Here is a 20394-nt window from a genome sequence, read left to right as displayed (position 1 = left end):
TGGCTCGCCATGCCCCTTGCTCCCGCCTGATTTAATTTATGAGAATCTGGCCAAGTGACTCTGGAGAGTTGCCAAGCCTTCTTTGTCTATTACCGCGCCGATGCCTTCAGCTTGTTCTTCCGCACGTGAACTGGCCGGGCTTATAATCGCTTCCACCCGCAGGAATTTCAAGGCATTTGCATAAGTCACCCCGGACATGGACTCGGCCCGGACTATCTCGCCCCGAGCGTACATTTTTTCCGCCCATTCCCGCATGTAACTGAGCTGGTCTTTCTCTATTTCCAGTTCATGATGAAACTGCGAACAGACCTTAATTACCACCCGGTAAGATTCCAGATAGCTTCCCACAAGTCCGGAAAATATTGAAAGCCGTTCCCGGGCGCCCTCCCCCAATTCCCAGTCATCCTTTCCCTCGTCCATTTGCAACATACCGCAGCAACGCAGGTAAGCGAGAGATTCCTCTAATTCACCGTCATGATCGTCCCCCATCATGAACTCCAGCGAAAAAATTCTTTTTAAAAAAATGTAGTCATCTCTGACGAGTCGGAAGGATATTACTGCTTCCGGACAGGCGAGAATTGCTGTGGCCAGGAAGCTTAGGGAAATAAAATGGTGGATAATGTTATTTTTATAATATTCCATGCGTAAACGCTTGTCATCGGGGAGCAGATATGAATCCGCCGCCCCATTTCTTTCATCCGGATTTTCCTTACGGACCAGACAGGCCCACTCAATAAAGGTTTGTATGGCAGCAGCCAGGGCATTGTCCTTCATGACCAGCGAGGGGGCCATATTAACCCTTCTGTACTTTAAGTAATCATGGAAGGCGCTGAATGTCTCCGCCAGCACACTGCCTTTCGTCTCTCGGCCTCCATGGCAGAGGAGAGCAGACGCCACAATAGCAACCGGTGTCACCGTGGCAATCCTGTTGATCTCGGCAACCACCCGGTAACCGACATCTCGGTAAGTGGCCTGCTGCTCAGCCGCGGTCAATTCGGCAAAATTTTTCGTCTGCGCGGCAAAGTAAGACTTCAAAGAGATGGGGGCGCCAAAATTCACATAGACGCGACCGTAACGATGCATCATTATTCTCGTATGCTTTATTACATCCAGCGCCGATTCACTTTTTTTCGCCGCCCCGCTCAACTCCGCAAGATAGGAATGTTCCTCGATGATGCGATCATAACCGAGATAAACGGGAAGCAAGGCGATATCGTCACTGACATTATCCTGATAGGCGCGCAGGATCATGGAAATCATGCCATACTTGGGCATCACCATTTTTCCCGTGCGGCTTCTCCCCCCTTCCAGGAAAAACTCTATCGGCACGCCTTCTCTCAACAGGGTCTCCACATAAGTCGCAAAGACATCCGCATAAAGATCATCGCCCTGGAAGCGGCGACGCAAGAAAAAGGCGCCTGATTGTCGGAAGACGTATCCTAAAGGCCAGAAATTCATGTTGTCGCCGGCGGCAACATGGGGCAAGGGGATTTGATGCTGGTAAAAGATGTAGGATAGAATGAGATAATCTACGTGACTTCTGTGACAGGGAAGGATTACACAGGGCATCCGGCGGGTGATTTCCCGGATATTGGCTATACCGTCTTGATCTATGATGAAATCATCGTATATGTTACGCCACAGACGGCTTAAAGTCCTCTCCCAGATGCCGAGCCATCGCTCACTGTAGTCGGAGGCAATTTCCAGAAAACATTTTCGGGCCCTTTCCCGGCAGGTTTGCTCATCTCCATCTCCAACTCCGGCTAATCTTGCTATCGTTCGCTGCAACCCGGGGGCCGCCAGAACCATTTCCATCATTTCTTTTCTGGACTTCAAGTAAAATAAACCCCTTAGTGAGTTAGAGCATGCTTTCGACAGAAAGCATGCTCTTTAAGGAACTTATCCCGTTTATCGGGGTCAAGAATTACCATTATTTTCTAAGAATTCTTCGGGGAATCGCTCGCGCATGTATCTTTCCACATACTCCCGAATCTCGGCAGCCAGAGAAAAAGTCATAACCTTGTCCAGCAACTGCTTTGATTCTTGACGAGACGACCCCCTGATGATCTTTTTCATCCGCGGGATAGCGGATGGGGTCATACTCAATTCATCCAGTTCGAGGCCCAGCAGTATCATGGCATAGGACGGCTCACCGGCCATCTCACCACACATTGCCACCTTGATTCCCGCCTCGTGACCAGTTTTCACAACCTGCGACACAAGCCGCAAAACTGCCGGATGAAGGGGCTCATAAAGATAGGCAACACGCTCATTGACGCGGTCAATCGCCAGGGCATACTGGATCAAATCATTTGTTCCAATACTAAAAAAATCAACTTCCTTCGCCAGTTCGTCGGCAATAACAACCGCCGCCGGCACCTCTATCATGACTCCGATTTCTATGTCCTTACCAACGGGGACACCTGCCGCGTCAAGTTGGTCACACACTTCCTGAAAGGTCTGCTTCGCCTGACGAATCTCTTCCACACCGGAAATCATCGGGAAGAGCAACCTCGTCTTCCCGTAATAACTGGCCCGGGCTATGGCCCTCAGTTGCACTTTAAACAATTCGATTTCTTTCAGGCAGAAGCGGATGGCCCGGAGCCCCATTTGAGGATTCATTTCTCTGCCCAGCTTGGGATCGGAAAAAAATTTCTCCCCTCCCAAGTCGAATGTACGGATGGTTGTCCATGCCAAGCCGGGCACGCCGACAATAGATCGGTAGTGGGTAAAATGCTCCTCCTCGGTGGGCAATCGCTCTCGATTTATATAAATGAATTCAGTCCTGTAAAGACCGATGTTTTCCGCTCCGTGCTCCAGGGCGGAGGGCATTTCTTCGGTAAACTCAATATTACCCCCGATATCTACCCGGCAGTTATCCCGGGTGACAGCAGGCAAGCCGGCGTCACTGATGGAAATCGCCTTCACATCGGCATAATGTTTTTTCTTGCCTTCATATCTCTTTAATATTTCCGGATCAGGGTTCACAATCACCACCCCGGACGAACCGTCAATAATGAGATCATCGTTGGTCTTTACTTCCCGGGTTATCTTCTCCAGACCAACAACGGCGGGAATGCCCATTGACTGGGCGACAATCGCCGTGTGGGAAGTTCTCCCCCCAAAGTCGGTGGCAAAACCGAGAAATTTATCAATCTTGATTTGCGCAGTGTCGGCCGGAGAAAGCTCTTTGGCCACCAGAATCACCGCTTCGCCAATGTCCTTAGCAGTTTCCCGCTTTTCCCCCGCCAGATTTCTCAGGATCCCCTGGCCAACGAACTGAATATCGCTGATCCGCCCCCGCAGATAATCTTCTTCCATTTTATCAAATATTTCCCGATACTTATCTATCGTAATGCGGAGCGCCCATTCAGCATTGACGGACTGCTCGCGAATGTTTGCCACCGTCGTTTCGATAAACCGGCGGTCTTTCATGATCATGATGTGAACATCAATGATATACAGCGGCTCCATGCCGCCCAGATCACTAAGCTTATTTTTCAATTCCTGGAGCTGTATTTCTGTTTCCTTGAGAGCGGCCTTGAATCGCCTTATCTCCTGAGAGACAAGTGCCTTGTTTCTCAAATGATACAAGGGCACCTGCGTATCGAAACGATCGAAAAGATAAGCCTTGCCGATCACAATTCCGGGCGATACACCAACCCCTTTAATCACCATCGTCCGCTTGGCATCACGAGATTCCATCAATCTTCTCCGAATTTATCCTCAATCACTTTCCCCAAAGCCATGACGGCTTCCCGGGCATCCCTTCCTTCGGCCCGGATCGTAATCCTGCTGCCCTGGGGGCAGGCCATGGTCAAAACACTAAGCATGCTTTTGCCGTTAATCTGCTGACCATCCCTCTCAAAAAAAATCCTGGCTTTATATTGAGTGGATATACTTACTAATTTGGCAGCCGGACGGGCATGCAGTCCAAATTTATTTATTATCTCAAATGTTTTTATTTCTACCATATCAATAGGATAACATGAAACTGATAATAAACATCCCGTAGATTATCTTTACCTGGGATATCCCGTTCCTAATCCCCCAATAACAAAGAATAATCAAGGACAAAATAGCAACCGGCGCAAGAAACTCAAGCGGGCGCCCCAGCGAGGGGGTGTGGATAGAGTGGCTGATCAGGGCAGCTATTGCCGAAAGTCCCGATAAAGAAAGCCACCTTATCCGCCCCGTAAGCCAGGGAAGTTCCAGATACCTGATAAAATCTATCCCTTCTTTACCGCGACGATACCCTTCTATAAATCCCCGAACTCTCACCCAGAGATGGCCGGGATTATATATGAGAAGCAAAGCCAAAGGCGCCAGAAGATATTCCTGCAAAGCGAGCAGAACGCCAAATACAGCAGCCAATGGTTTCAAGGCGCCCCAGAAAAAGGAATCCCCTAAGGCCGCATAAGGCCCCATAAGTGCATTTTTTAAATTTACTGCCGCCGCACCGGTCTTGTCCGCTTCCATATTGTCCTCTTCCATACGGGCAACGGAACCAATAATGGGCGCGGATAAATAAGGATGGGTATTAAACAACTGCAAATGCCTCGTTAAGAGGGCGGCCAGACGTTCTTCATCGCCCGCCAGCCGCCTCGCCAGAGGCAGCAGGGAAAAGGCAAACCCCAAATTCTGCATGCCGCGATAATTAAACGAAGACTGGATAAAAAGGGAGCTTAAAAAAATTTTGCGCGCCACGCCGGCGCTTCCACGGGCCTGGCAAAATAAGGATATTTTCTCTGGTGGATGAATTCCATCGCCCGATGGTTGATTAGAAACCTGCACAATACTCACTATCACCTTTAGATTACTGCGGATTACCGCCTCTTTGCTGCGTTGGCGAGTTCATTAACATAATTATCCCGGGAAGTCAAAAATCAGGGTCTGAAACGGGCTAAAAACAGTCATTGGGAAATATAACTGGCGGCGAATATTTTCCCTTGACAGGCGCCCTGATATTTGTTAGTCAGCGCTCCGTTTTGACGTCTTCGTATCATCGGGGCCAAAAATAATAATAAACTGAAGGAGTTGATTTACCATGATTTGTCAAACCATCAAAGAAGGAAAGGACTGCAGCTTCATGACCAAGAAAGGTTGTGGATTCAATGGCGGAAGCTGTCATACTATTTTGGAGTTGTGCGGTGATTGTAGCAAGGTATTGGCTGTTCCCACCGGCAAGTACTGCCTGGTTTACCCCAACCCGGCCAGCAAATGGACGACCGGAAAATGCCCGACGGCTACGCACACCAAAAGCGCAATCATAGAGAGCACTCAGAAAATCAATCCGCTTAAGGCATCGAAGCGGGCCAACAAACATTAAAACAGAACACGCAAAGCTGAGAAAAAGCCGGTTAAAATCTATTTTAACCGGCTACACGATCTAACTCACGATTTTTCTGAGTTCCTGGAGACCTTCTTTAATCGCCGTCAGCAGTCTTTGCTCACTGCCTGCGGCCTCAACTTGTTCCTTAATTTCCGTCAAACGCTTTTTCGCGCCGCTGATCGTAAATTTTTCGCTATAGAGGAGCTCCTTGATGGCCATCAGCTCCTCTACGTCTTTTTTCCTGTAGAGCCGCTGATCGGACTTGGCCCTCATGGGTCTGATTGATTTGAATTCCGATTCCCAGTACCTTATTACATAAGGAGCCACACCGAGTAGCTTGCTTACCTCGCCAATGCGAAAATACGACTTCTCGGGAATTAAATCAACCATACTGCTAAAGAATAATTGCTAGCTTACTTCTAATTCAGCGCTTTGCGGAGCACCTGGCTGGCCTTGAAATTCAGCACTCGGCGGGAAGATATTTCTATCTCCTCTCCCGTCTGGGGATTCCTGCCGCGACGAGAATTCTTTTGCTTCACCACAAAATTACCAAAGCCAGAAATTTTTATCTTCTCACCCTGTGCCAGGCTATCCTTGATGATTTCAAATACCGACTCGACAATGGCCGTCGAATCCTTTTTGGAAAACCCCAATTTTTCGTTCACATTCTTAATGATATCAATTTTAGTCATTACCGTTCCTCCCCTTTTGTAAGTTAAAAATTACTCTTTTTATTAGTTCAACTATCCCCTGATACAGGCCCCTGTTGCCGAGATAACTCTTTCTACAATTCTGCTGTGTATGCCGGTAATTTCATCATCCGTCAACGTCTTTTCAGGGGAACGATAGGTGAACCTCAACCCTAAACTCCGCAGACCTTCTGAAACCCCCTTCCCTTCATATACATCAAAAATGCACACTTTTTCAAGCAATTCTTCACTTCCCTCGCGAACCAAGGACAGCACTCTATCCGCTTCGATCTGCTTGGTAACCAACAGAGCCACATCCCTGTTAATGGCAGGAAAACGGGAAACTTCCCGGAAGGAAATTTGACTGGAAAACACGTCTGTGATTACGTCCAGATCAACTTCCATGACGAAAGCGGTATTATTAAGATCGAAAGCCTCCAGAACATCGCCATGCAGTTCGCCCAGAAAACCGGCATATCTTGACCCAACCATAATCCCGCTGGACTTTCCCGGGTGGAGAAATGGCTCCTTGGTACCAGAGCTGAATTTAACAGCTCCGATTCTGAGAGCGGCCAGGATGCTTTCCGCGCATCCCTTCAGGTCGTAATAATCGGCAACTTTTTTTGACTGCCAGGAGTCTTCGTCCTGTATCCCCGTCAGCAGACAACCCAAGTGGTTCCTTTCGCGGGGAAGCTCGTCTTTCCCCTGGGCGATAAAAACCTTCCCTGTCTCAAATATCTTCAGATCACATGAGCTCAGACGTACGTTTCTTTTCATGGTTTCCAGGAGACCGCAAAGCAGGGTGGTGCGCATAACTGATTGATCTTCGGTAAGCGGGTTCTTAATGTGTACCAGACGTGACCGATCATCACCTTCCTCAATACCCAGACGGCGAATCCATTGCGGTGAAACAAAACTATAGGTAATGACTTCTGAATAGCCATTGCCCGTTAAATTCCCCTGGATCATGTCCTCAACGATTTTTCTTTTCCCCCGCCGGACCGGTTCAAGAGTAACTAACGGCAAGGTCGCCGGGATGGATTCGTATCCACGGATCCGGACGATCTCCTCAATCAAATCTATTTCCCGTTCAATGTCCCTGCGGAAAGTGGGAGGTGTGACCAGGTAGGCGTTTTCGGCCTGATCGTCTTTACGAACCTTCATCTCCAAGCTTTCCAGGGCTGTAACAATTTCATCGGCCTTGATCTCGGCGCCGACGATTTCGCCGACCCGCCTGACTCGCAGAGGAATGTTTGCTGCTGTCTTGACCTGACTCGGGTAACAATCAATAATGCCCCGGCAGATCGTCCCGGAGGATAGTTTGGCCATCAGACGGGCAGCGCGGTTTTGCGCCTTGATCACTCCTTCCGGATCAATGCCCCTTTCGAACCGGAAGGCGGCATCGGTACTCATGCCCAGCCATTTGGCCGACGTGCGTATGGAGGCGGGATCAAAATAAGCGCTCTCCAGAAGGACGGTTTCCGTATCATCATTAACTTCGGAATTAATGCCGCCCATGACGCCGCCGATGGCCACCGGCTTTACACCATCACAGATAAGCAGCATGTCGGGTTTGAGCTCCCGCTCTTTGCCGTCCAATGTGGTGAATATCTCCCCGGCCCTGGATCTTCTTACTACGATACGCCCCTCCGTCAGATAACGATAGTCGAAGGCATGGAGAGGCTGGCCCATCTCCAGCATCACAAAATTGGTGACATCAACTATATTGCTGATCGCCCGCATGCCTGACCCTTCCAGCCTGAGCCGCATCCAGAGAGGGGAAGGCTTAATCTCGATGTTCTTGACGATACGGGCGGAATAACGCGGGCAAAGATCCGGATCATCAACCGTAACTGACGTCAACTGCTCTACTTTCTCTCCATTCTCCGCCAGGGCAGTTTCGGGCAGTTTCAGTTTTTTACCCGTCAGAGCCGCGATCTCCCGTGCTATCCCTATAACGGAGAGACAATCGGGACGATTGGGCGTGATGCCGACGTTTAATATTATATCCTGCAAATCCAGTGCGCTGCTTAATTCCTCGCCCAGGGTCAAAGGCTTCTTATCCACTTCGGATGTGGCAAAACTACATCCGTCCAGACTTCCATCACCGGACGGACGCCACAGTATCATAACTCCAGAGGATTCGCTGCTAATACCCAGTTCCACTTCCGAACAGAGCATGCCGACAGAAAGCTCGCCCCTGATCCTGGTTTCCTTGATAGTTGCCCCGCCCTGAAGCAGGGCGCCTGTCTTGGCCAAAGGGACAATATCGCCTGACAGGATATTCGGCGCCCCGCAAACGACGGAATAAACATTCTCACCATCGGTAACATCGCACAGAGACAGTTTATCCGCATTTGGATGCTGTTTTTTGGCAAGAATTTTTGCCACCACCACGCCACTAAAGGCGGGCTGCCTCCTTTCGACGGCCTCCACCTCCAGCCCGGCCATGGTCAGCTTCTGGGCCAGAGTCTCCGGCGCTATATCAATATCAACGTAATCTTTGAGCCATCTGAGACTTACTTGCATAATTTAAAATTGCTCTAAAAATCTTTTATCATTCTCAAAAAACATTCTGATATCCGAGATACCGTACTTCAGCATAGCGATTCGTTCCAATCCCAGCCCAAAGGCAAAACCGGAAAATTCCTCGCTATCGTAACCCACATTCTGGAAAACTGCCGGGTCAACCATGCCCGACCCCAGAATTTCCAGCCAGCCGCCTTGACCGCAAACGCGACAACCCGTACCGCCGCACATGACGCACCGGATGTCCACCTCCGCGCTAGGTTCGGTGAAGGGGAAAAAACTGGGCCGGAATCGCAGCTCCGTGTCCCCCCCGAACATATCTTTCAAAAAGGCCGTAAGAAGCCCCTTCAGGTCGCTGAAGGTAATGCCTTTGTCAACCAGCAAACCCTCTATCTGATGAAACATGGGGGTATGGGAAATATCGGAATCACGGCGGTAGACCCGTCCGGGCGAAAGTATGCGCAGGGGGGGCCTTCTTTTTTCCATAGTCCTTACCTGCACGGGTGAGGTATGGGTGCGCAGGACAATATTTTCCTCAACATAGAAGGTATCCTGCATGTCCCGGGCGGGATGATTCCGAGGGATATTCAGCGCCTCGAAATTATAGTAATCCAGCTCAATTTCCGGCCCTTCTTCTATAGAAAACCCGAACCCGGTAAAGAAAGCGCAGGCCTCGTTAAGAACCTGAGTTATGGGATGGAGTCTTCCCGGTCTGACACCACGACCCGGCAGCGTAATATCAATTCCTTCCTGCAGGAGCAGTTTCGCTTTTGCTAAACGCGTCTTTTCCTGCAGGGCCGAATCTATCGCGGCGGTAAGTAAATCTTTAATCTCATTACAGCGCTTACCAAAGAAAGGGCGTTCCTTGGGGTCAACACTGCTGATGTCGCGCAGCATTGTTGTTAAAAGCCCCTTCCTGCCCAGGTACCTTATCCGAATAGCCTGTAGATCTTCTTCCGTGTCGGCTGCCGACAGTTCTGTTTCCGCCGCTCGTTGAAGATCAGAAAGCGCCTTCGTCATGCTGCCAACTCACCCTTGGCAATGTTGACGACAGCGGCAAATCCTTGCGGATCGTGGACAGCTAAATCCGCCAGAATTTTACGGTCGAGGGCCACGCAAGCCTTGTTCATCCCGTCTATCAAACGGCTGTAGGAAATATCGTAACCACGGGCAGCAGCATTAATCCTCGCAATCCACAGTTTGCGGAACTCCCGCTTGCGCACCCTTCTGTCACGATAGGCGTATTTCATGGCCCGGTCAACGGCTTCCGTAGCCGTTCTCAATAAACGACTGCGGGCGCCAAAAAAACCCTTGGCCATCTTAAATATCTTTCTTCTTTTCTTCTTGGCAGTAATGCTTCTTTTAACTCTCGGCATTTTACATATCTCCTTCTAACTGCATTCCGGCACTAAAAAATATTTGTTATTAAAGATAAGGCAGTATTTTTTTAATCGCCTTCGCGTTGGCCTTATCCATAACGGCAGATTTTCTCAAATTCCTCTTCCGTTTGGTAGTCTTCGTTGTGAGGATGTGGCTGGCAAAGGCCTTATTGCGCTTTACCTTGCCTGTTCCGGTCAGGGAAAAACGCTTGGCGGCCCCTCGATGTGTCTTTATTTTCGGCATTATCTCACCTCGTTATAATTTTTGTCCATCTGTGATTCATTTCTTCGGCGCGACGATCATAATCATATTTCTACCCTCCAGCCGTGGTTGTTGATCTATCGCGCAGAAACCATCCAGGGCTGTCTTTATCTCCTCCATCATCCTTCTGCCAATATCGGTGTAAGCGATTTCACGACCTCTAAACATCATCGTTATCTTTACTTTATCACCCTGGCTGAGGAATTTTTTAATATGTTTTATCTTTACCTCTAAATCGTGTTCCTCGGTCTTCGGTCTGATCCTGATCTCTTTAACCTGGATCGTCGTCTGGCTTTTCCTGGCATCCTGAAGTTTTTTACTTTGCTGATATCTGTACTTCCCGTAATCCATGACCCGGCACACAGGCGGGGCAGAATTGGGAGCTACCTCGACCAGATCAAGCCCGACTTTTGCTGCCATGGCCAATGCATCCGCTATGCTCAGAATGAACTGGTCGCCTTCATCAATGACTCTGACCGTAACTGCCTTGATATCACGATTGATTCTTAAATCCTTAGCTATACATCACCTCCTGAATGTAAGGGCGATTTATGAATCGCCACTACTCATATTGACGACACTTTTCGGTTACCAGCGCGATAAACTCGCCGATGCTTAAGCTGCCCAGATTCTTGCCATCCCTCTGGCGGGGGGAAACTTTTGCCCCTTCTACCTCCCGGTTACCGATAACGAGCATATAGGGAATTTTCTGTACCTGCGCCTCTCTGATCTTGTACCCCAATTTTTCATTACGGAAGTCCTTCTCGACCCGGATTCCGGCCTCCAGCAAATCCCTGTAAACCGTCTCACCATAAGGGATCTGGCTGTCTGTTACCGTTACGATGACGGCCTGCACCGGGGAAAGCCAAACCGGAAAGGCGCCGGTATAATGCTCAATTAAAACTCCCATAAACCTTTCTATCGCACCGAGAATTACCCGGTGCAACATGACGGGGCGGTGTTTTTCACCATCCGCGCCAATATAGGCGAGCTCAAATCGTTCCGGCAAGGTAAAGTCACACTGTATCGTAGCGCATTGCCATTTTCTTTTCAGGGCATCCTTCAGTTTGAAATCAATCTTCGGCCCATAAAATGCGCCATCACCTTCATTGATGTCATAGGCAAGACCCTTATCGTTCAAGGCCTGCCGCAGCGCCGCTTCCGCCATTTCCCAGTCGAGATCTGATCCGATCGAGTTCTCCGGCCTGGTACTCAGCTCCACTTCATAATCAAAGCCGAATACCGTCATGGCATAATCAACAAAATCCACGACTGCCTTGATTTCTCCATTCAACTGCTCCGGCGTGCAGAGGATATGGGCGTCATCCTGGGTAAACTGCCGCTCCCGCAGCAACCCGTGCAGGACTCCTGTTTTTTCGTGGCGGTGCACCGTGCCCAGTTCAAAGAATCGCAGCGGAAGGTCGCGGTAACTCCTCGTCTTTGCTTTATATATCAGCATGTGGGCCAGACAGTTCATGGGCTTGATGCCGTAGTTCTGCCCCTCCACCTCGGTAAAATACATATTTTCCCGATAATGATCAAAGTGGCCGGACTTCTTCCACAGGTCTACTTTGAGAATCTGAGGCCCCATGACCAGGTCGTAGCCCCGTTTTTGATGCTCCTTTTTTTCCCAATCTTCGATGATAGTCCTCAAGAGGGCGCCTTTGGGGTGATAGATGATCAGACCCGCCCCGGCCTCTTCATTAACCTGGAAAAGGTCCAGTTCCTTGCCTAAGCGCCTATGGTCCCTCTTTTTAGCTTCTTCAAGCAGATTGAGATACTCTTGTAACGCCTCCTGATCGGCAAATCCTGTTCCGTAGATGCGTTGCAGCATCTTGTTGCGCTCGTCGCCCCGCCAATAGGCGCCGGCAATATTCAACAATTTAAACGCCTTGATCATACCAGTGGCAGGTATGTGCGGCCCCCGGCAAAGATCCAGATAGCCTCCCTGGCTGTAAATACTAACAGTGGCAACATCCGCGGGCAGATCATTGATCAGCTCCACCTTGTATAACTCCCCCCTTGTTTGAAAGAGAGAGCAGGCCTCTGCCCGGGATAATTCGCGACGCTGAAAAGGATGATCAGCAGCGATGATCTCGTTCATCCTGGCTTCGATCTTCTCCAAGTCTTCCGGCGTAAAGGATTCCGCATAATCGAAATCGTAGTAAAAACCATCGTCAATGGCCGGCCCGATAGCGATCTGAACTCCCTTAAAGATTTCCTGGACCGCCTGGGCCATGACATGGGCGATACTATGGCGGAGAATCTGCAAACCTTCCCGGGAGGAAGACTTGATTATTTCGAGGTTAACCGCCTCACGCAAGGGATAGCTTAAATCCACCAAGTCCCGATTCATCCGGGCGGCAACGGCAAATGCCAACTCACCTTGATCCCACTTCGCAATTGCTTCCCTGATGGTCGTATCGAACTGACAAGGCACCTTGGCATTGGCGGGCAGGGTAATTTCAAATTTCTCAATACTCAATTTTCAAGCCTGCAAAACTTCTCAATAAATATTAAAGACACAAAAAAATGGTAGGCACGCAGGGATTTGAACCCTGGACATCCACCGCGTCAGGATGGCGCTCTCCCACTGAGCTACGTGCCTACGGTATTTCCTCTCAAAAAAAGTCCGCATCCCTAACAATAAAACGTTGTTATGTCAAGGCAAATGTCATAAATTTTCTCCTTTGCCTTTCCCATACTTATGAGTTATTGATGGCCTTGATGCCCCTCAGAATATAGTGAAATCCAGAAATGGTAGTGAATCCTGCCGTCAGCCAGTGCAGGGAATGGATTAATAAGGGTTGGCCATCACCCCCCAGCGTTTTCAATGCCAGGGCAAGAAAAACCGTAATAATTTGCACTGCCGTAGTTACCTTACTGACAAATATCGGTCGAATTTCAAACGGAACCGACACCATAAAAAAAATGGAAATACCGAAAAGAATGATGAAGTCCCTGCTCACCACGATCACGGTGAGCCAACCGGGAATGATGCCCAGGATAGATAACGTCACAAAACAGCTCGTAAGCAATGCTTTGTCGGCAATGGGATCCAGGTAGGCGCCCAGGACGGTTTTTTGACTCAAGACCCGAGCCAGAAAACCATCCAGGGCATCAGTCACACCCGCCAGAGTAAAAGTCGCCAGAGCGGTTGAAAACGATCCGTCAATAAGGAGGATCACCGTGACCGGAACAAGAATAATCCTGAACAGGGATAGGAAATTAGGTATGCTCACGTTTCACAACTCACTTATTTAATTAGTCGAGGCCGCTGTCCCGTTTTTTATTCCAGTCAACCCAGGCATCGCGATCTTCCTGCTCCGTAAAATCCCTCGGCTTCTCGGGTGTGCCATCGCCTCTGATCACGATCTGCTGCATCGCCTTGATGATGAATGTCCATTCTTCCATGGTGACTTTTCTCGGGCCGGCAACGGTATGGGGCCCGGCAATCTTCTGAGGCGGACCAACAACCGTAGGGGGCGCAAATGCCGGCCCACCGCCGGCAACATTGACCGTCCCGTCATACACCTTAATCAACGCTGATTTGTCTTCGTTGACATTCATCCGGTAAACAGTGCCTCGGACACCGGCAACGGCATTTTCGCAGGTCAACTCAAAATTGCTTTTACCGGCAATTGACTTACTGACATTAGCCCAGGCTTTGCCGATAGCCACATGCACCTTTACATCCCTCGCCTGTTCCTCACCAGCATCCATCTGCACCAGCCTGAAACGTGAATTATCGGCAAAGCGCAATTGGGATTTATCGGGCATAACGAGCTCCAGCTTTGCTTTCGGTCCGGTGCTTACCTCATCTCCTTTTTTCAATAAATCATTGACTTTAAGCGCCCGGGGACCATCCTTACCCTCTGATAACACCTGCACCGAACCTTCAAGATGGGCAACCGCGACCTCACCCCTGCCGATCTTGACGGTCATGACTCTGGCGGCATCACCTTGCTGCGCCCACAATAAAACCAGCAGGTGGCAAAGAACCATCACGATTATCTTTTTCATTACAATCTTCTCCTTATATCTCCTCATAAGTAGTTACGAAAGATCGGGGCCATCGGGAATTGTTTCCATGAATTTATTCACGATTTTTTGAATCGCCGCTTCGTAAACCTGTACTGCCTTCCTTCCCGCATCATAACGGGAGTAGCCAAAATTCCGTTCCACAATGCCGTAGCTTCCCTTCCAGAAGATTTCGCCTGTTTTCGCACTCTTAAGCTCACACAAGGCGGAGATGGAAGTGGGGGCATAAAGGAAATGTTGCGAGGTGCTGCTTTTACTCAAAGTGCAGTACATGACGGCGTCTACTTTCAGCAGGTCCCCCACCGCCTGAGGGGTGATATTCCCCTGGCCAAGTTTAAGAAGCTGCGCATCTATCAGATCTAGGGGAATTTTAGGATAGCCTTTGTAATAGAGTTCTTCCAGCATCTTTTCCCGTAGCATCCGCGCCGCTGTTTTATCGTTGGCCTGATCGTTAACGGGCATCAAAACCACCAACCTGGTTTTTTTTGCGTACTCAGGCACAGCAACAGGTGTCGCCCGGAACCAGCACCCGGCCAGCAAAAAAACAACCCCTAACAGAACCGCTCTTTTCACCATCCTTGCGTCACCCATCACCTTACAAAAACAACTTCTATGGCATTATCCCCTGCCATGGTTGTTTTGATAGGGAATTGTTTTACTTTGACCAATTCAGCAGCCATGACGGCGGCGCCTCCTTGAATATACACTTCCATGCTTGCCGTCCCCCAAGCGATGCTGCGGGGATGAATCTCGTCCACACCTTTGATACCAGTCTTCATAAATTCTCTAAACTGCGAATAATCCTGATAACTTTTAATACCGCGAATAGTAATAAAAACGGGCGCCGATGGTAATCCAGGGGGCAACTCTTTCATCAGACCAAGGGTGCGGATATCATTTTTTATACTTTCCAGGGAAACGGTAACCCGGACAATGACGTTATAAACACCAGCAGAGGCTCTTTCACTTAAAATACGGTAATTCAGTATATACTGATCGGCCTTGAGAAAGATGTTTCCCCTTAAGGTTTTGCCCTTCTCTCTCATGATTTCCGGCGTCAGCAAGCTGCCCGTTGCCTGTTCCACCGCCTTCTGCAATGCACCCTGAATGGCATCGCTGCGGGCCTCCGCCACAGCTTCATTTTTCACCGGGGCGCTGCTTTCCACATCGGTAACAACAACAGCATTTTCCGAGGGAAATGATTCGCCGGGGAAGAAGGCACATAATATCATGAGGGAAAAAAGGCCTGGCAAAATATACCGCTTCATTATCTATTCTCAAAACCAACCCCGATAACCGGGATAAAACTAAACACCTTTATCAAGATCACTTTTCAATTTTTCGATCTCTGCCCTGATAACCCGTTCGGCAATTTCCGGGATGAGCTCTCGGGCAATCTTTTCCGCCATTGCCAGCACAATTTTTCGGGTCTCCTCATCCATAGCCCCCTCACGGAGGCTGGACCCCGGCCCTTCCGCAAATACATCATGGAGGTTGTATATCTTATCTTCCGGTCTTAAAACCCGATCGTAGCCACGACCATCAATGACGATTACTTCCTGCCGGTCCTTTGTTTCCGGTGATTTGCCTTCCACCACGTCCACAAGATCGTAAATCTGATCTGTTGGTTGTAACAATCTTTTTTCAGCTAACATGCCGTCCGTCCGCCTTTCTCAACCGTCAATCGTATTGCCCGGGTCGGCAATATATCCCTGTCAACGTTGACAATGGTGCCTTGTCTATCATACCGCCCTTAACAGTTCAAGGGAAATGAAGCCCTTTTATATTCGGCCTTTAGCCTTCATGACGATCCGGTACACCATCTTTCGGGGCGCCCCCGTTTCCTGTGCTATTTTTTCAATCAGGTCTCTTTCGGGAAGTTCGGTGCTTTCCTTGTACCGCCGCAGCAGCTCCTGGATATCACCTTCGGAACAGGGCGCATCAGATTTATCTTTCCCCGCCACAACAAGGGTTATTTCCCCCTTTAATGCCCTGCCGCACCAGGCATCAATTACCTGGGCCAGCATGCCCCTGGCCGTTTCCTCATATATCTTTGTCAATTCCCTGCTCACCGCCACCTGCCTGTTTCCCAGAATAGCCAGCAGGTCTCGCAGAGTCGTTATAAGCCGGTTGGGTGATTCGTAAAAAATCATGGTCTTTGTCTCATCCGCCAGGGATTTGATAAAATGCTGCCGCTTACCGGCTTTGGCCGGCAAAAAACCATGGAAAACAAAGCTGTCCGTGGGCAATCCGGAAATACTCAGAGCGGCGATGGCGGCACAAGCGCCCGGGATGGAAATAATGTTAATATCATGGACCAGCGCCTCCTTAATAAGCAGATAGCCCGGATCCGATATGCCCGGTGTGCCGGCGTCCGAGACATAAGCCACATCCGCACCGGCCAGTATTTTCGCAATCACCGCGCCGCTTTTTTTAAGTTCATTATGCTCGAAAAGGCTGGTCAGAGGCGTGTCGATTTGACAGGCGTGCAAGAGTTTTTTTGTCCGGCGCGTATCCTCGGCCGCAATCAGATGAACCTCCTTTAGAACCTTTATGGCCCGTAAGGTTACATCCTCCAGGTTGCCGATAGGAGTGGCCACGATATATAATGAGCCTGGCCCGTTTGCTACGGGCCCCGGCCCGGTTGATTGTCCGGCTAACTTCTTACTATTATACATAATTGCCTGACCAAGTTATTTATTGACATACGACAGCATTTCAGGCTTTAATAACAAAGTTACGAGGTAATTGCCACTAAATACAAAAGAATTTGAGGTTATTGATCATGGAGCGGATTCTCATCACCGGTGGCGCCGGTTTCCTGGGTTCTCATCTCTGCGAACGTCTTATGCAGGCAGGACATGAGATTATCTGTCTGGATAATTTTTTTACCGGTAACAAGCTGAACATCCTCCCCCTCCTGGGAAACCCCCGTTTTGAGCTGATCCGTCACGACATCATAAATCCCCTTTATCTGGAGGTGGACCAGATCTACCATCTTGCCTGTCCGGCCTCTCCGGTGCACTACCAGCACAACCCCATCAAGACCATTAAAACCAATATCATGGGCACCATAAACGTCCTGGGACTGTCCAAGCGCCTGAACGTGAAAATCCTTCAGGCTTCCACCTCGGAGGTTTATGGTGATCCCGAAGTCCATCCCCAAAGGGAAGATTACTGGGGCAAGGTCAATCCGATCGGCATCCGGAGCTGTTACGACGAGGGGAAAAGGGCGGCCGAATGCCTGATGATGGATTATCACCGCCAAAACCGGGTTAAGGTTAAAATTGCTAGAATATTCAATACCTATGGAACACGCATGGCCATCAACGACGGACGGGTGGTAAGCAATTTCATCGTCCAGGCCCTGAGAGGGGAAGACATTACTGTTTATGGCAATGGATTGCAGACCCGGTCCTTCTGCTATGTGGACGATCTGATCTCGGGCCTGATTAAAATGATGGCTACCGACGATGACGTCACCGGTCCCGTCAATATCGGCAACCCTACGGAGTTTACCATTATGGAGCTGGCGGAGGCGATCATCCGTCTGGCCGGCAGCCGCTCCAAAATAATTTTTAGCCCCCTGCCCCCCGACGACCCGACGCAGCGCAAACCGGATATTTCTCTGGCCGCACAGTTACTGGGGTGGCAACCGGAAATCGGCCTGGTAGAGGGATTAAAAAATACCATTGATTATTTCCGCACTATTATTTGAGAGGCTCCCATGACGTTTACAAAAAAAATCCTCTGCATCGGCGCCGGTTATGTCGGCGGTCCCACTATGGCCATCATCGCCCAGAAATGCCCCCACTGCCGGGTAACGGTGGTTGATATAGATGAAAAAAGAATCGCGGCCTGGAACTCGGATAATCTGCCCATTTATGAACCGGGCCTCGCTGAAATTGTGCAGCAGGCAAGGGGTAAAAACCTTTTTTTCAACTGTGATATCGAAGGCGGCATCCAAGAAAACGATATCATTTTCGTCAGTGTGAACACGCCCACCAAGACATTCGGCATGGGCGCCGGGATGGCGGCCGATCTGCAATACTGGGAAAAAACCGCCCGCCTGATCCTGGAACACTCCCAATCTTCCAAGATCGTGGTAGAAAAAAGCACCTTGCCCGTCAAAACCGCCCAGGCGATGGAAATAATCCTCAAGAGTGCGCCGGAGCATCTGAAATTCGAGGTCCTATCCAATCCGGAATTTCTCGCCGAGGGCACCGCCATAAAAGACCTGGAACAACCGGATCGCATCCTCATTGGCTCCCGGGAAACGGAAAGCGGCTTAAAGGCAAGACAGGAACTCGTGGACATCTACGCCCATTGGGTTCCAAAAGATAAAATCGTCACCTCCAATATCTGGAGCAGTGAATTATCCAAACTCGTGGCCAATGCCTTTCTGGCCCAGCGCATATCTTCCATCAACGCCATCTCCGCCCTCTGCGAGAAAACGGAGGCCAATGTCGGCGAGGTGGCCCGGGCCGTCGGTATGGACAGCCGCATTGGTCCCAAATTCTTAGCCGCCAGTGTCGGTTTCGGCGGTTCCTGTTTCAAAAAAGACATTCTGCACCTTACCTACCTCTGCCAGCAGTATGGTCTCAACGAGGTGGCCGCCTACTGGGAAAGTGTCGTCAGAATAAACGATTATCAACGGGAGCGTTTTGTCTCGACCATGCTGCAAGCCATGTTCAATACGCTAAACGGCAAAAAAATATGCCTGCTCGGCTTTGCCTTCAAGGCCAATACTGGAGACACCCGCGAAAGCCCGGCGATCTATATTGCCAAACGCCTGCTGGAAGAAAAGGCCGAACTCATCATTTCCGATCCCCATGCCCTGCCCAATGCCCGGAAGGATCTGGAGGGGGTGGAAGGAACGATCAGCTATCAACAGGATCCCTATGAGGCGGCCCGCGGCTGCCACGCAATTGCGGTCCTCACGGAATGGCCAATCTACAAGGAGCTTGATTTCCAGAATATTTTCGAACAGATGGTAAAGCCTGCCTACATTTTCGATGGTAGAAACATTATTGATCACCAGAAATGTTTCGATATTGGCTTTAATGTCTACCCGATCGGCAAGGCCGCCCTTACGCATTTTTAGTAAGTTAGAATTTGCTTAATTCCGATGATCAGGGGTATTAGTTACTTCCTGAAAGTTGCAAAACGCTGGCCTTGATAAAAATGCAAGACTTCGAACGGTTATCAATGATGTCCTTCCCTCAATAATTGTGATATGGATGACTGAAAAGAAGGTCATCCATGCATTCTCTGCTGCTCAGCATCACGAAATACTCTTACTTCGAAATTTTCATTGCCCTGGGACTTGGCATCGTCGGTTTGCCTGTTCCGGACGAGACATTGATGGCATATGCTGGTTTTTTGGTTTTTCAAGGCAAACTGAACTATCTTTATACCATCCTGGTTGCCTTTATGGGAACTTCATGCGGCATTACGATTGGGTATGTTCTTGGCAGGACATTGGGCAACCCGCTCATAAAAAAATGTGCAGCGAAGATGCACGTAAATCCTGACGACATTCACGATGCAGAAATTCTTTATAACCGATATGGAAGATTCGCCTTATTCATCGGCTACTTTATTCCCGGGGTACGGCACTTGACGGCAATTATTGCCGGCACTTCCCTTATGCCCTACCGTACCTTCGCACTGTTTGCCTACACAGGTGGTTTATTATGGACGATTACTCTGGTGAGTCTTGGTTATTTCCTGGGAGAGAAATGGCACCATGTCTATATGTACTTACACCGGTTCATCATTCCTTTGGTTCTATTATCAATTATTGTTTTAATCATAGGCATCTACTGGAATACGGTAAAAGCAAAAAAGGAATAAAGAGATCTTATCAAATACGATACGGGTGAATACGATACTTCATTTTTTACATATATTTATTATCGCTTTAACTAATAATATCGACAACATCGGGGTGAGGATTGCCTACACCATCCGAGGAATAAAGATATCTACTATAATATGAGCCTCTTGCAAAATGAGCATTGTTACGAGGGTTATCACGATTCCCTTGCTGTTTTTCTGCCGTTCTCACTTCAGAGAGGGTGACTGGTTATTATTTACCCGTATTTTCGCAAATAGCCCATATTGATGGGCGCACCTCTCCTGCAGAGCAGAGCATCTTCG

Annotated in this window: 21 protein-coding genes, 1 tRNA gene and 1 pseudogene; 4 read left to right on the top strand and 19 right to left on the bottom strand. The window is 49.3% G+C overall.

The genetic code is table 11. The features are described from left to right. Positions 1-36 precede the first annotated feature (36 nt). The 4 genes from NT140_02700 to NT140_02685 form a co-directional block, all read right to left on the bottom strand. Positions 37-1836 (bottom strand): 1-acyl-sn-glycerol-3-phosphate acyltransferase, encoded by a 1800-nt coding sequence (locus NT140_02700; protein MCX5830793.1) that lies wholly within the window; start codon positions 1834-1836, stop codon positions 37-39. Positions 1837-1917: 81 nt separating this feature from the next. Next, on the bottom strand, positions 1918-3705 hold the full coding sequence (gene ptsP / locus NT140_02695; protein ID MCX5830792.1) for a phosphoenolpyruvate--protein phosphotransferase: 1788 nt from the start codon (positions 3703-3705) through the stop codon (positions 1918-1920). Beyond that, a complete protein-coding gene (locus NT140_02690; GenBank protein ID MCX5830791.1) occupies positions 3705-3974 on the bottom strand; it encodes an HPr family phosphocarrier protein in 270 nt (89 codons plus the stop codon). Before NT140_02690 ends, ptsP begins: the two co-directional genes overlap by 1 nt. Position 3975: 1 nt before the next feature. Next, positions 3976-4707: a PTS system mannose/fructose/sorbose family transporter subunit IID gene (locus NT140_02685; GenBank protein ID MCX5830790.1), complete on the bottom strand. Its 732-nt coding sequence runs from the start codon at positions 4705-4707 to the stop codon at positions 3976-3978. A 340-nt stretch (positions 4708-5047) separates the two neighbouring features. On the opposite strand from NT140_02685, the gene NT140_02680 reads away from it, so the two are divergent. Further along, positions 5048-5329 carry a PxxKW family cysteine-rich protein gene (locus NT140_02680; protein ID MCX5830789.1) on the top strand — a complete coding sequence of 94 codons (282 nt, stop codon included), beginning with the start codon at positions 5048-5050 and terminating at the stop codon, positions 5327-5329. A gap of 60 nt (positions 5330-5389) precedes the next feature. On the opposite strand, the gene NT140_02675 is transcribed toward NT140_02680, so the two are convergent. The 15 genes and pseudogenes from NT140_02675 to rsmI all read right to left on the bottom strand — a co-directional run bounded on the left by NT140_02675 (position 5390) and on the right by rsmI (position 16910). Further along, positions 5390-5722: a MerR family transcriptional regulator gene (locus tag NT140_02675; GenBank protein ID MCX5830788.1), complete on the bottom strand. Its 333-nt coding sequence runs from the start codon at positions 5720-5722 to the stop codon at positions 5390-5392. Between the two features lie 32 nt (positions 5723-5754). Then, a pseudogene (locus NT140_02670) lies at positions 5755-6024 on the bottom strand (integration host factor subunit alpha). A gap of 51 nt (positions 6025-6075) precedes the next feature. Beyond that, positions 6076-8550, bottom strand: coding sequence for a phenylalanine--tRNA ligase subunit beta (gene pheT, locus NT140_02665; GenBank protein MCX5830787.1), 2475 nt, complete (start codon positions 8548-8550; stop codon positions 6076-6078). A 3-nt stretch (positions 8551-8553) separates the two neighbouring features. After that, positions 8554-9570 carry a phenylalanine--tRNA ligase subunit alpha gene (gene pheS / locus NT140_02660; protein ID MCX5830786.1) on the bottom strand — a complete coding sequence of 339 codons (1017 nt, stop codon included), beginning with the start codon at positions 9568-9570 and terminating at the stop codon, positions 8554-8556. Continuing rightward, positions 9567-9926, bottom strand: coding sequence for a 50S ribosomal protein L20 (gene rplT, locus NT140_02655; GenBank protein ID MCX5830785.1), 360 nt, complete (start codon positions 9924-9926; stop codon positions 9567-9569). The genes pheS and rplT overlap by 4 nt, the downstream gene beginning before the upstream one ends. A 49-nt stretch (positions 9927-9975) precedes the next feature. Next, complete coding sequence (gene rpmI, locus NT140_02650; GenBank protein ID MCX5830784.1) at positions 9976-10173, bottom strand: 50S ribosomal protein L35; 198 nt, start codon at positions 10171-10173, stop codon at positions 9976-9978. 36 nt (positions 10174-10209) lie between these two features. After that, positions 10210-10713, bottom strand: coding sequence for a translation initiation factor IF-3 (gene infC, locus NT140_02645; protein ID MCX5830783.1), 504 nt, complete (start codon positions 10711-10713; stop codon positions 10210-10212). A gap of 40 nt (positions 10714-10753) precedes the next feature. Further along, a complete protein-coding gene (gene thrS, locus NT140_02640) occupies positions 10754-12670 on the bottom strand; it encodes a threonine--tRNA ligase (protein MCX5830782.1) in 1917 nt (638 codons plus the stop codon). A 54-nt stretch (positions 12671-12724) separates the two neighbouring features. Continuing rightward, positions 12725-12799: transfer RNA gene (locus NT140_02635), tRNA-Val, on the bottom strand. A 97-nt stretch (positions 12800-12896) separates the two neighbouring features. Further along, positions 12897-13433, bottom strand: a complete 537-nt coding sequence (locus NT140_02630; protein ID MCX5830781.1) for a CDP-alcohol phosphatidyltransferase family protein — start codon at positions 13431-13433, stop codon at positions 12897-12899. A 22-nt stretch (positions 13434-13455) separates the two neighbouring features. After that, a complete protein-coding gene (locus NT140_02625; protein ID MCX5830780.1) occupies positions 13456-14214 on the bottom strand; it encodes a FecR domain-containing protein in 759 nt (252 codons plus the stop codon). 33 nt (positions 14215-14247) lie between these two features. Then, positions 14248-14808 carry a DUF799 family lipoprotein gene (locus tag NT140_02620; protein MCX5830779.1) on the bottom strand — a complete coding sequence of 187 codons (561 nt, stop codon included), beginning with the start codon at positions 14806-14808 and terminating at the stop codon, positions 14248-14250. A 14-nt stretch (positions 14809-14822) separates the two neighbouring features. Beyond that, the gene (locus tag NT140_02615) at positions 14823-15500 is read right to left on the bottom strand and encodes a hypothetical protein (protein ID MCX5830778.1); all 678 of its coding nucleotides are present in this window, start codon (positions 15498-15500) and stop codon (positions 14823-14825) included. Positions 15501-15539: 39 nt separating this feature from the next. Further along, positions 15540-15887 (bottom strand): hypothetical protein, encoded by a 348-nt coding sequence (locus NT140_02610; protein MCX5830777.1) that lies wholly within the window; start codon positions 15885-15887, stop codon positions 15540-15542. A gap of 126 nt (positions 15888-16013) precedes the next feature. Next, positions 16014-16910, bottom strand: coding sequence for a 16S rRNA (cytidine(1402)-2'-O)-methyltransferase (rsmI, locus tag NT140_02605; protein ID MCX5830776.1), 897 nt, complete (start codon positions 16908-16910; stop codon positions 16014-16016). Positions 16911-17017: 107 nt separating this feature from the next. Here rsmI and NT140_02600 point away from each other — a divergent pair, with 107 nt between their 5' ends. The 3 genes from NT140_02600 to NT140_02590 all read left to right on the top strand — a co-directional run bounded on the left by NT140_02600 (position 17018) and on the right by NT140_02590 (position 20088). Then, positions 17018-17950: an SDR family oxidoreductase gene (locus tag NT140_02600; protein ID MCX5830775.1), complete on the top strand. Its 933-nt coding sequence runs from the start codon at positions 17018-17020 to the stop codon at positions 17948-17950. Positions 17951-17959: 9 nt separating this feature from the next. Further along, on the top strand, positions 17960-19336 hold the full coding sequence (locus tag NT140_02595; GenBank protein MCX5830774.1) for a nucleotide sugar dehydrogenase: 1377 nt from the start codon (positions 17960-17962) through the stop codon (positions 19334-19336). A 158-nt stretch (positions 19337-19494) separates the two neighbouring features. Further along, positions 19495-20088, top strand: a complete 594-nt coding sequence (locus tag NT140_02590) for a DedA family protein (protein MCX5830773.1) — start codon at positions 19495-19497, stop codon at positions 20086-20088. Positions 20089-20394: the final 306 nt, after the last annotated feature.

This window comes from Deltaproteobacteria bacterium (assembly GCA_026388415.1).
In the GTDB taxonomy this organism is placed as follows: Bacteria; Desulfobacterota; Syntrophia; order Syntrophales; family JACQWR01; genus JAPLJV01.
The sequence above is the reverse complement of the archived record's forward strand: the minus strand, read 5'-3'. Positions and strand labels throughout refer to the sequence as shown.

Coding starts and splice junctions, on each gene's coding strand:
- ptsP (MCX5830792.1), bottom strand. CDS start 3,705: ATGGAATCTCGTGATGCCAAGCGGACGATGGTGATTAAAGGGGTTGGT.
- NT140_02690 (MCX5830791.1), bottom strand. CDS start 3,974: ATGGTAGAAATAAAAACATTTGAGATAATAAATAAATTTGGACTGCAT.
- NT140_02680 (MCX5830789.1), top strand. CDS start 5,048: ATGATTTGTCAAACCATCAAAGAAGGAAAGGACTGCAGCTTCATGACC.
- NT140_02675 (MCX5830788.1), bottom strand. CDS start 5,722: ATGGTTGATTTAATTCCCGAGAAGTCGTATTTTCGCATTGGCGAGGTA.
- pheT (MCX5830787.1), bottom strand. CDS start 8,550: ATGCAAGTAAGTCTCAGATGGCTCAAAGATTACGTTGATATTGATATA.
- pheS (MCX5830786.1), bottom strand. CDS start 9,570: ATGACGAAGGCGCTTTCTGATCTTCAACGAGCGGCGGAAACAGAACTG.
- rplT (MCX5830785.1), bottom strand. CDS start 9,926: ATGCCGAGAGTTAAAAGAAGCATTACTGCCAAGAAGAAAAGAAGAAAG.
- rpmI (MCX5830784.1), bottom strand. CDS start 10,173: ATGCCGAAAATAAAGACACATCGAGGGGCCGCCAAGCGTTTTTCCCTG.
- NT140_02625 (MCX5830780.1), bottom strand. CDS start 14,214: ATGAAAAAGATAATCGTGATGGTTCTTTGCCACCTGCTGGTTTTATTG.
- NT140_02620 (MCX5830779.1), bottom strand. CDS start 14,808: ATGGTGAAAAGAGCGGTTCTGTTAGGGGTTGTTTTTTTGCTGGCCGGG.
- NT140_02615 (MCX5830778.1), bottom strand. CDS start 15,500: ATGAAGCGGTATATTTTGCCAGGCCTTTTTTCCCTCATGATATTATGT.
- NT140_02610 (MCX5830777.1), bottom strand. CDS start 15,887: ATGTTAGCTGAAAAAAGATTGTTACAACCAACAGATCAGATTTACGAT.
- rsmI (MCX5830776.1), bottom strand. CDS start 16,910: ATGTATAATAGTAAGAAGTTAGCCGGACAATCAACCGGGCCGGGGCCC.
- NT140_02600 (MCX5830775.1), top strand. CDS start 17,018: ATGGAGCGGATTCTCATCACCGGTGGCGCCGGTTTCCTGGGTTCTCAT.
- NT140_02595 (MCX5830774.1), top strand. CDS start 17,960: ATGACGTTTACAAAAAAAATCCTCTGCATCGGCGCCGGTTATGTCGGC.
- NT140_02590 (MCX5830773.1), top strand. CDS start 19,495: ATGCATTCTCTGCTGCTCAGCATCACGAAATACTCTTACTTCGAAATT.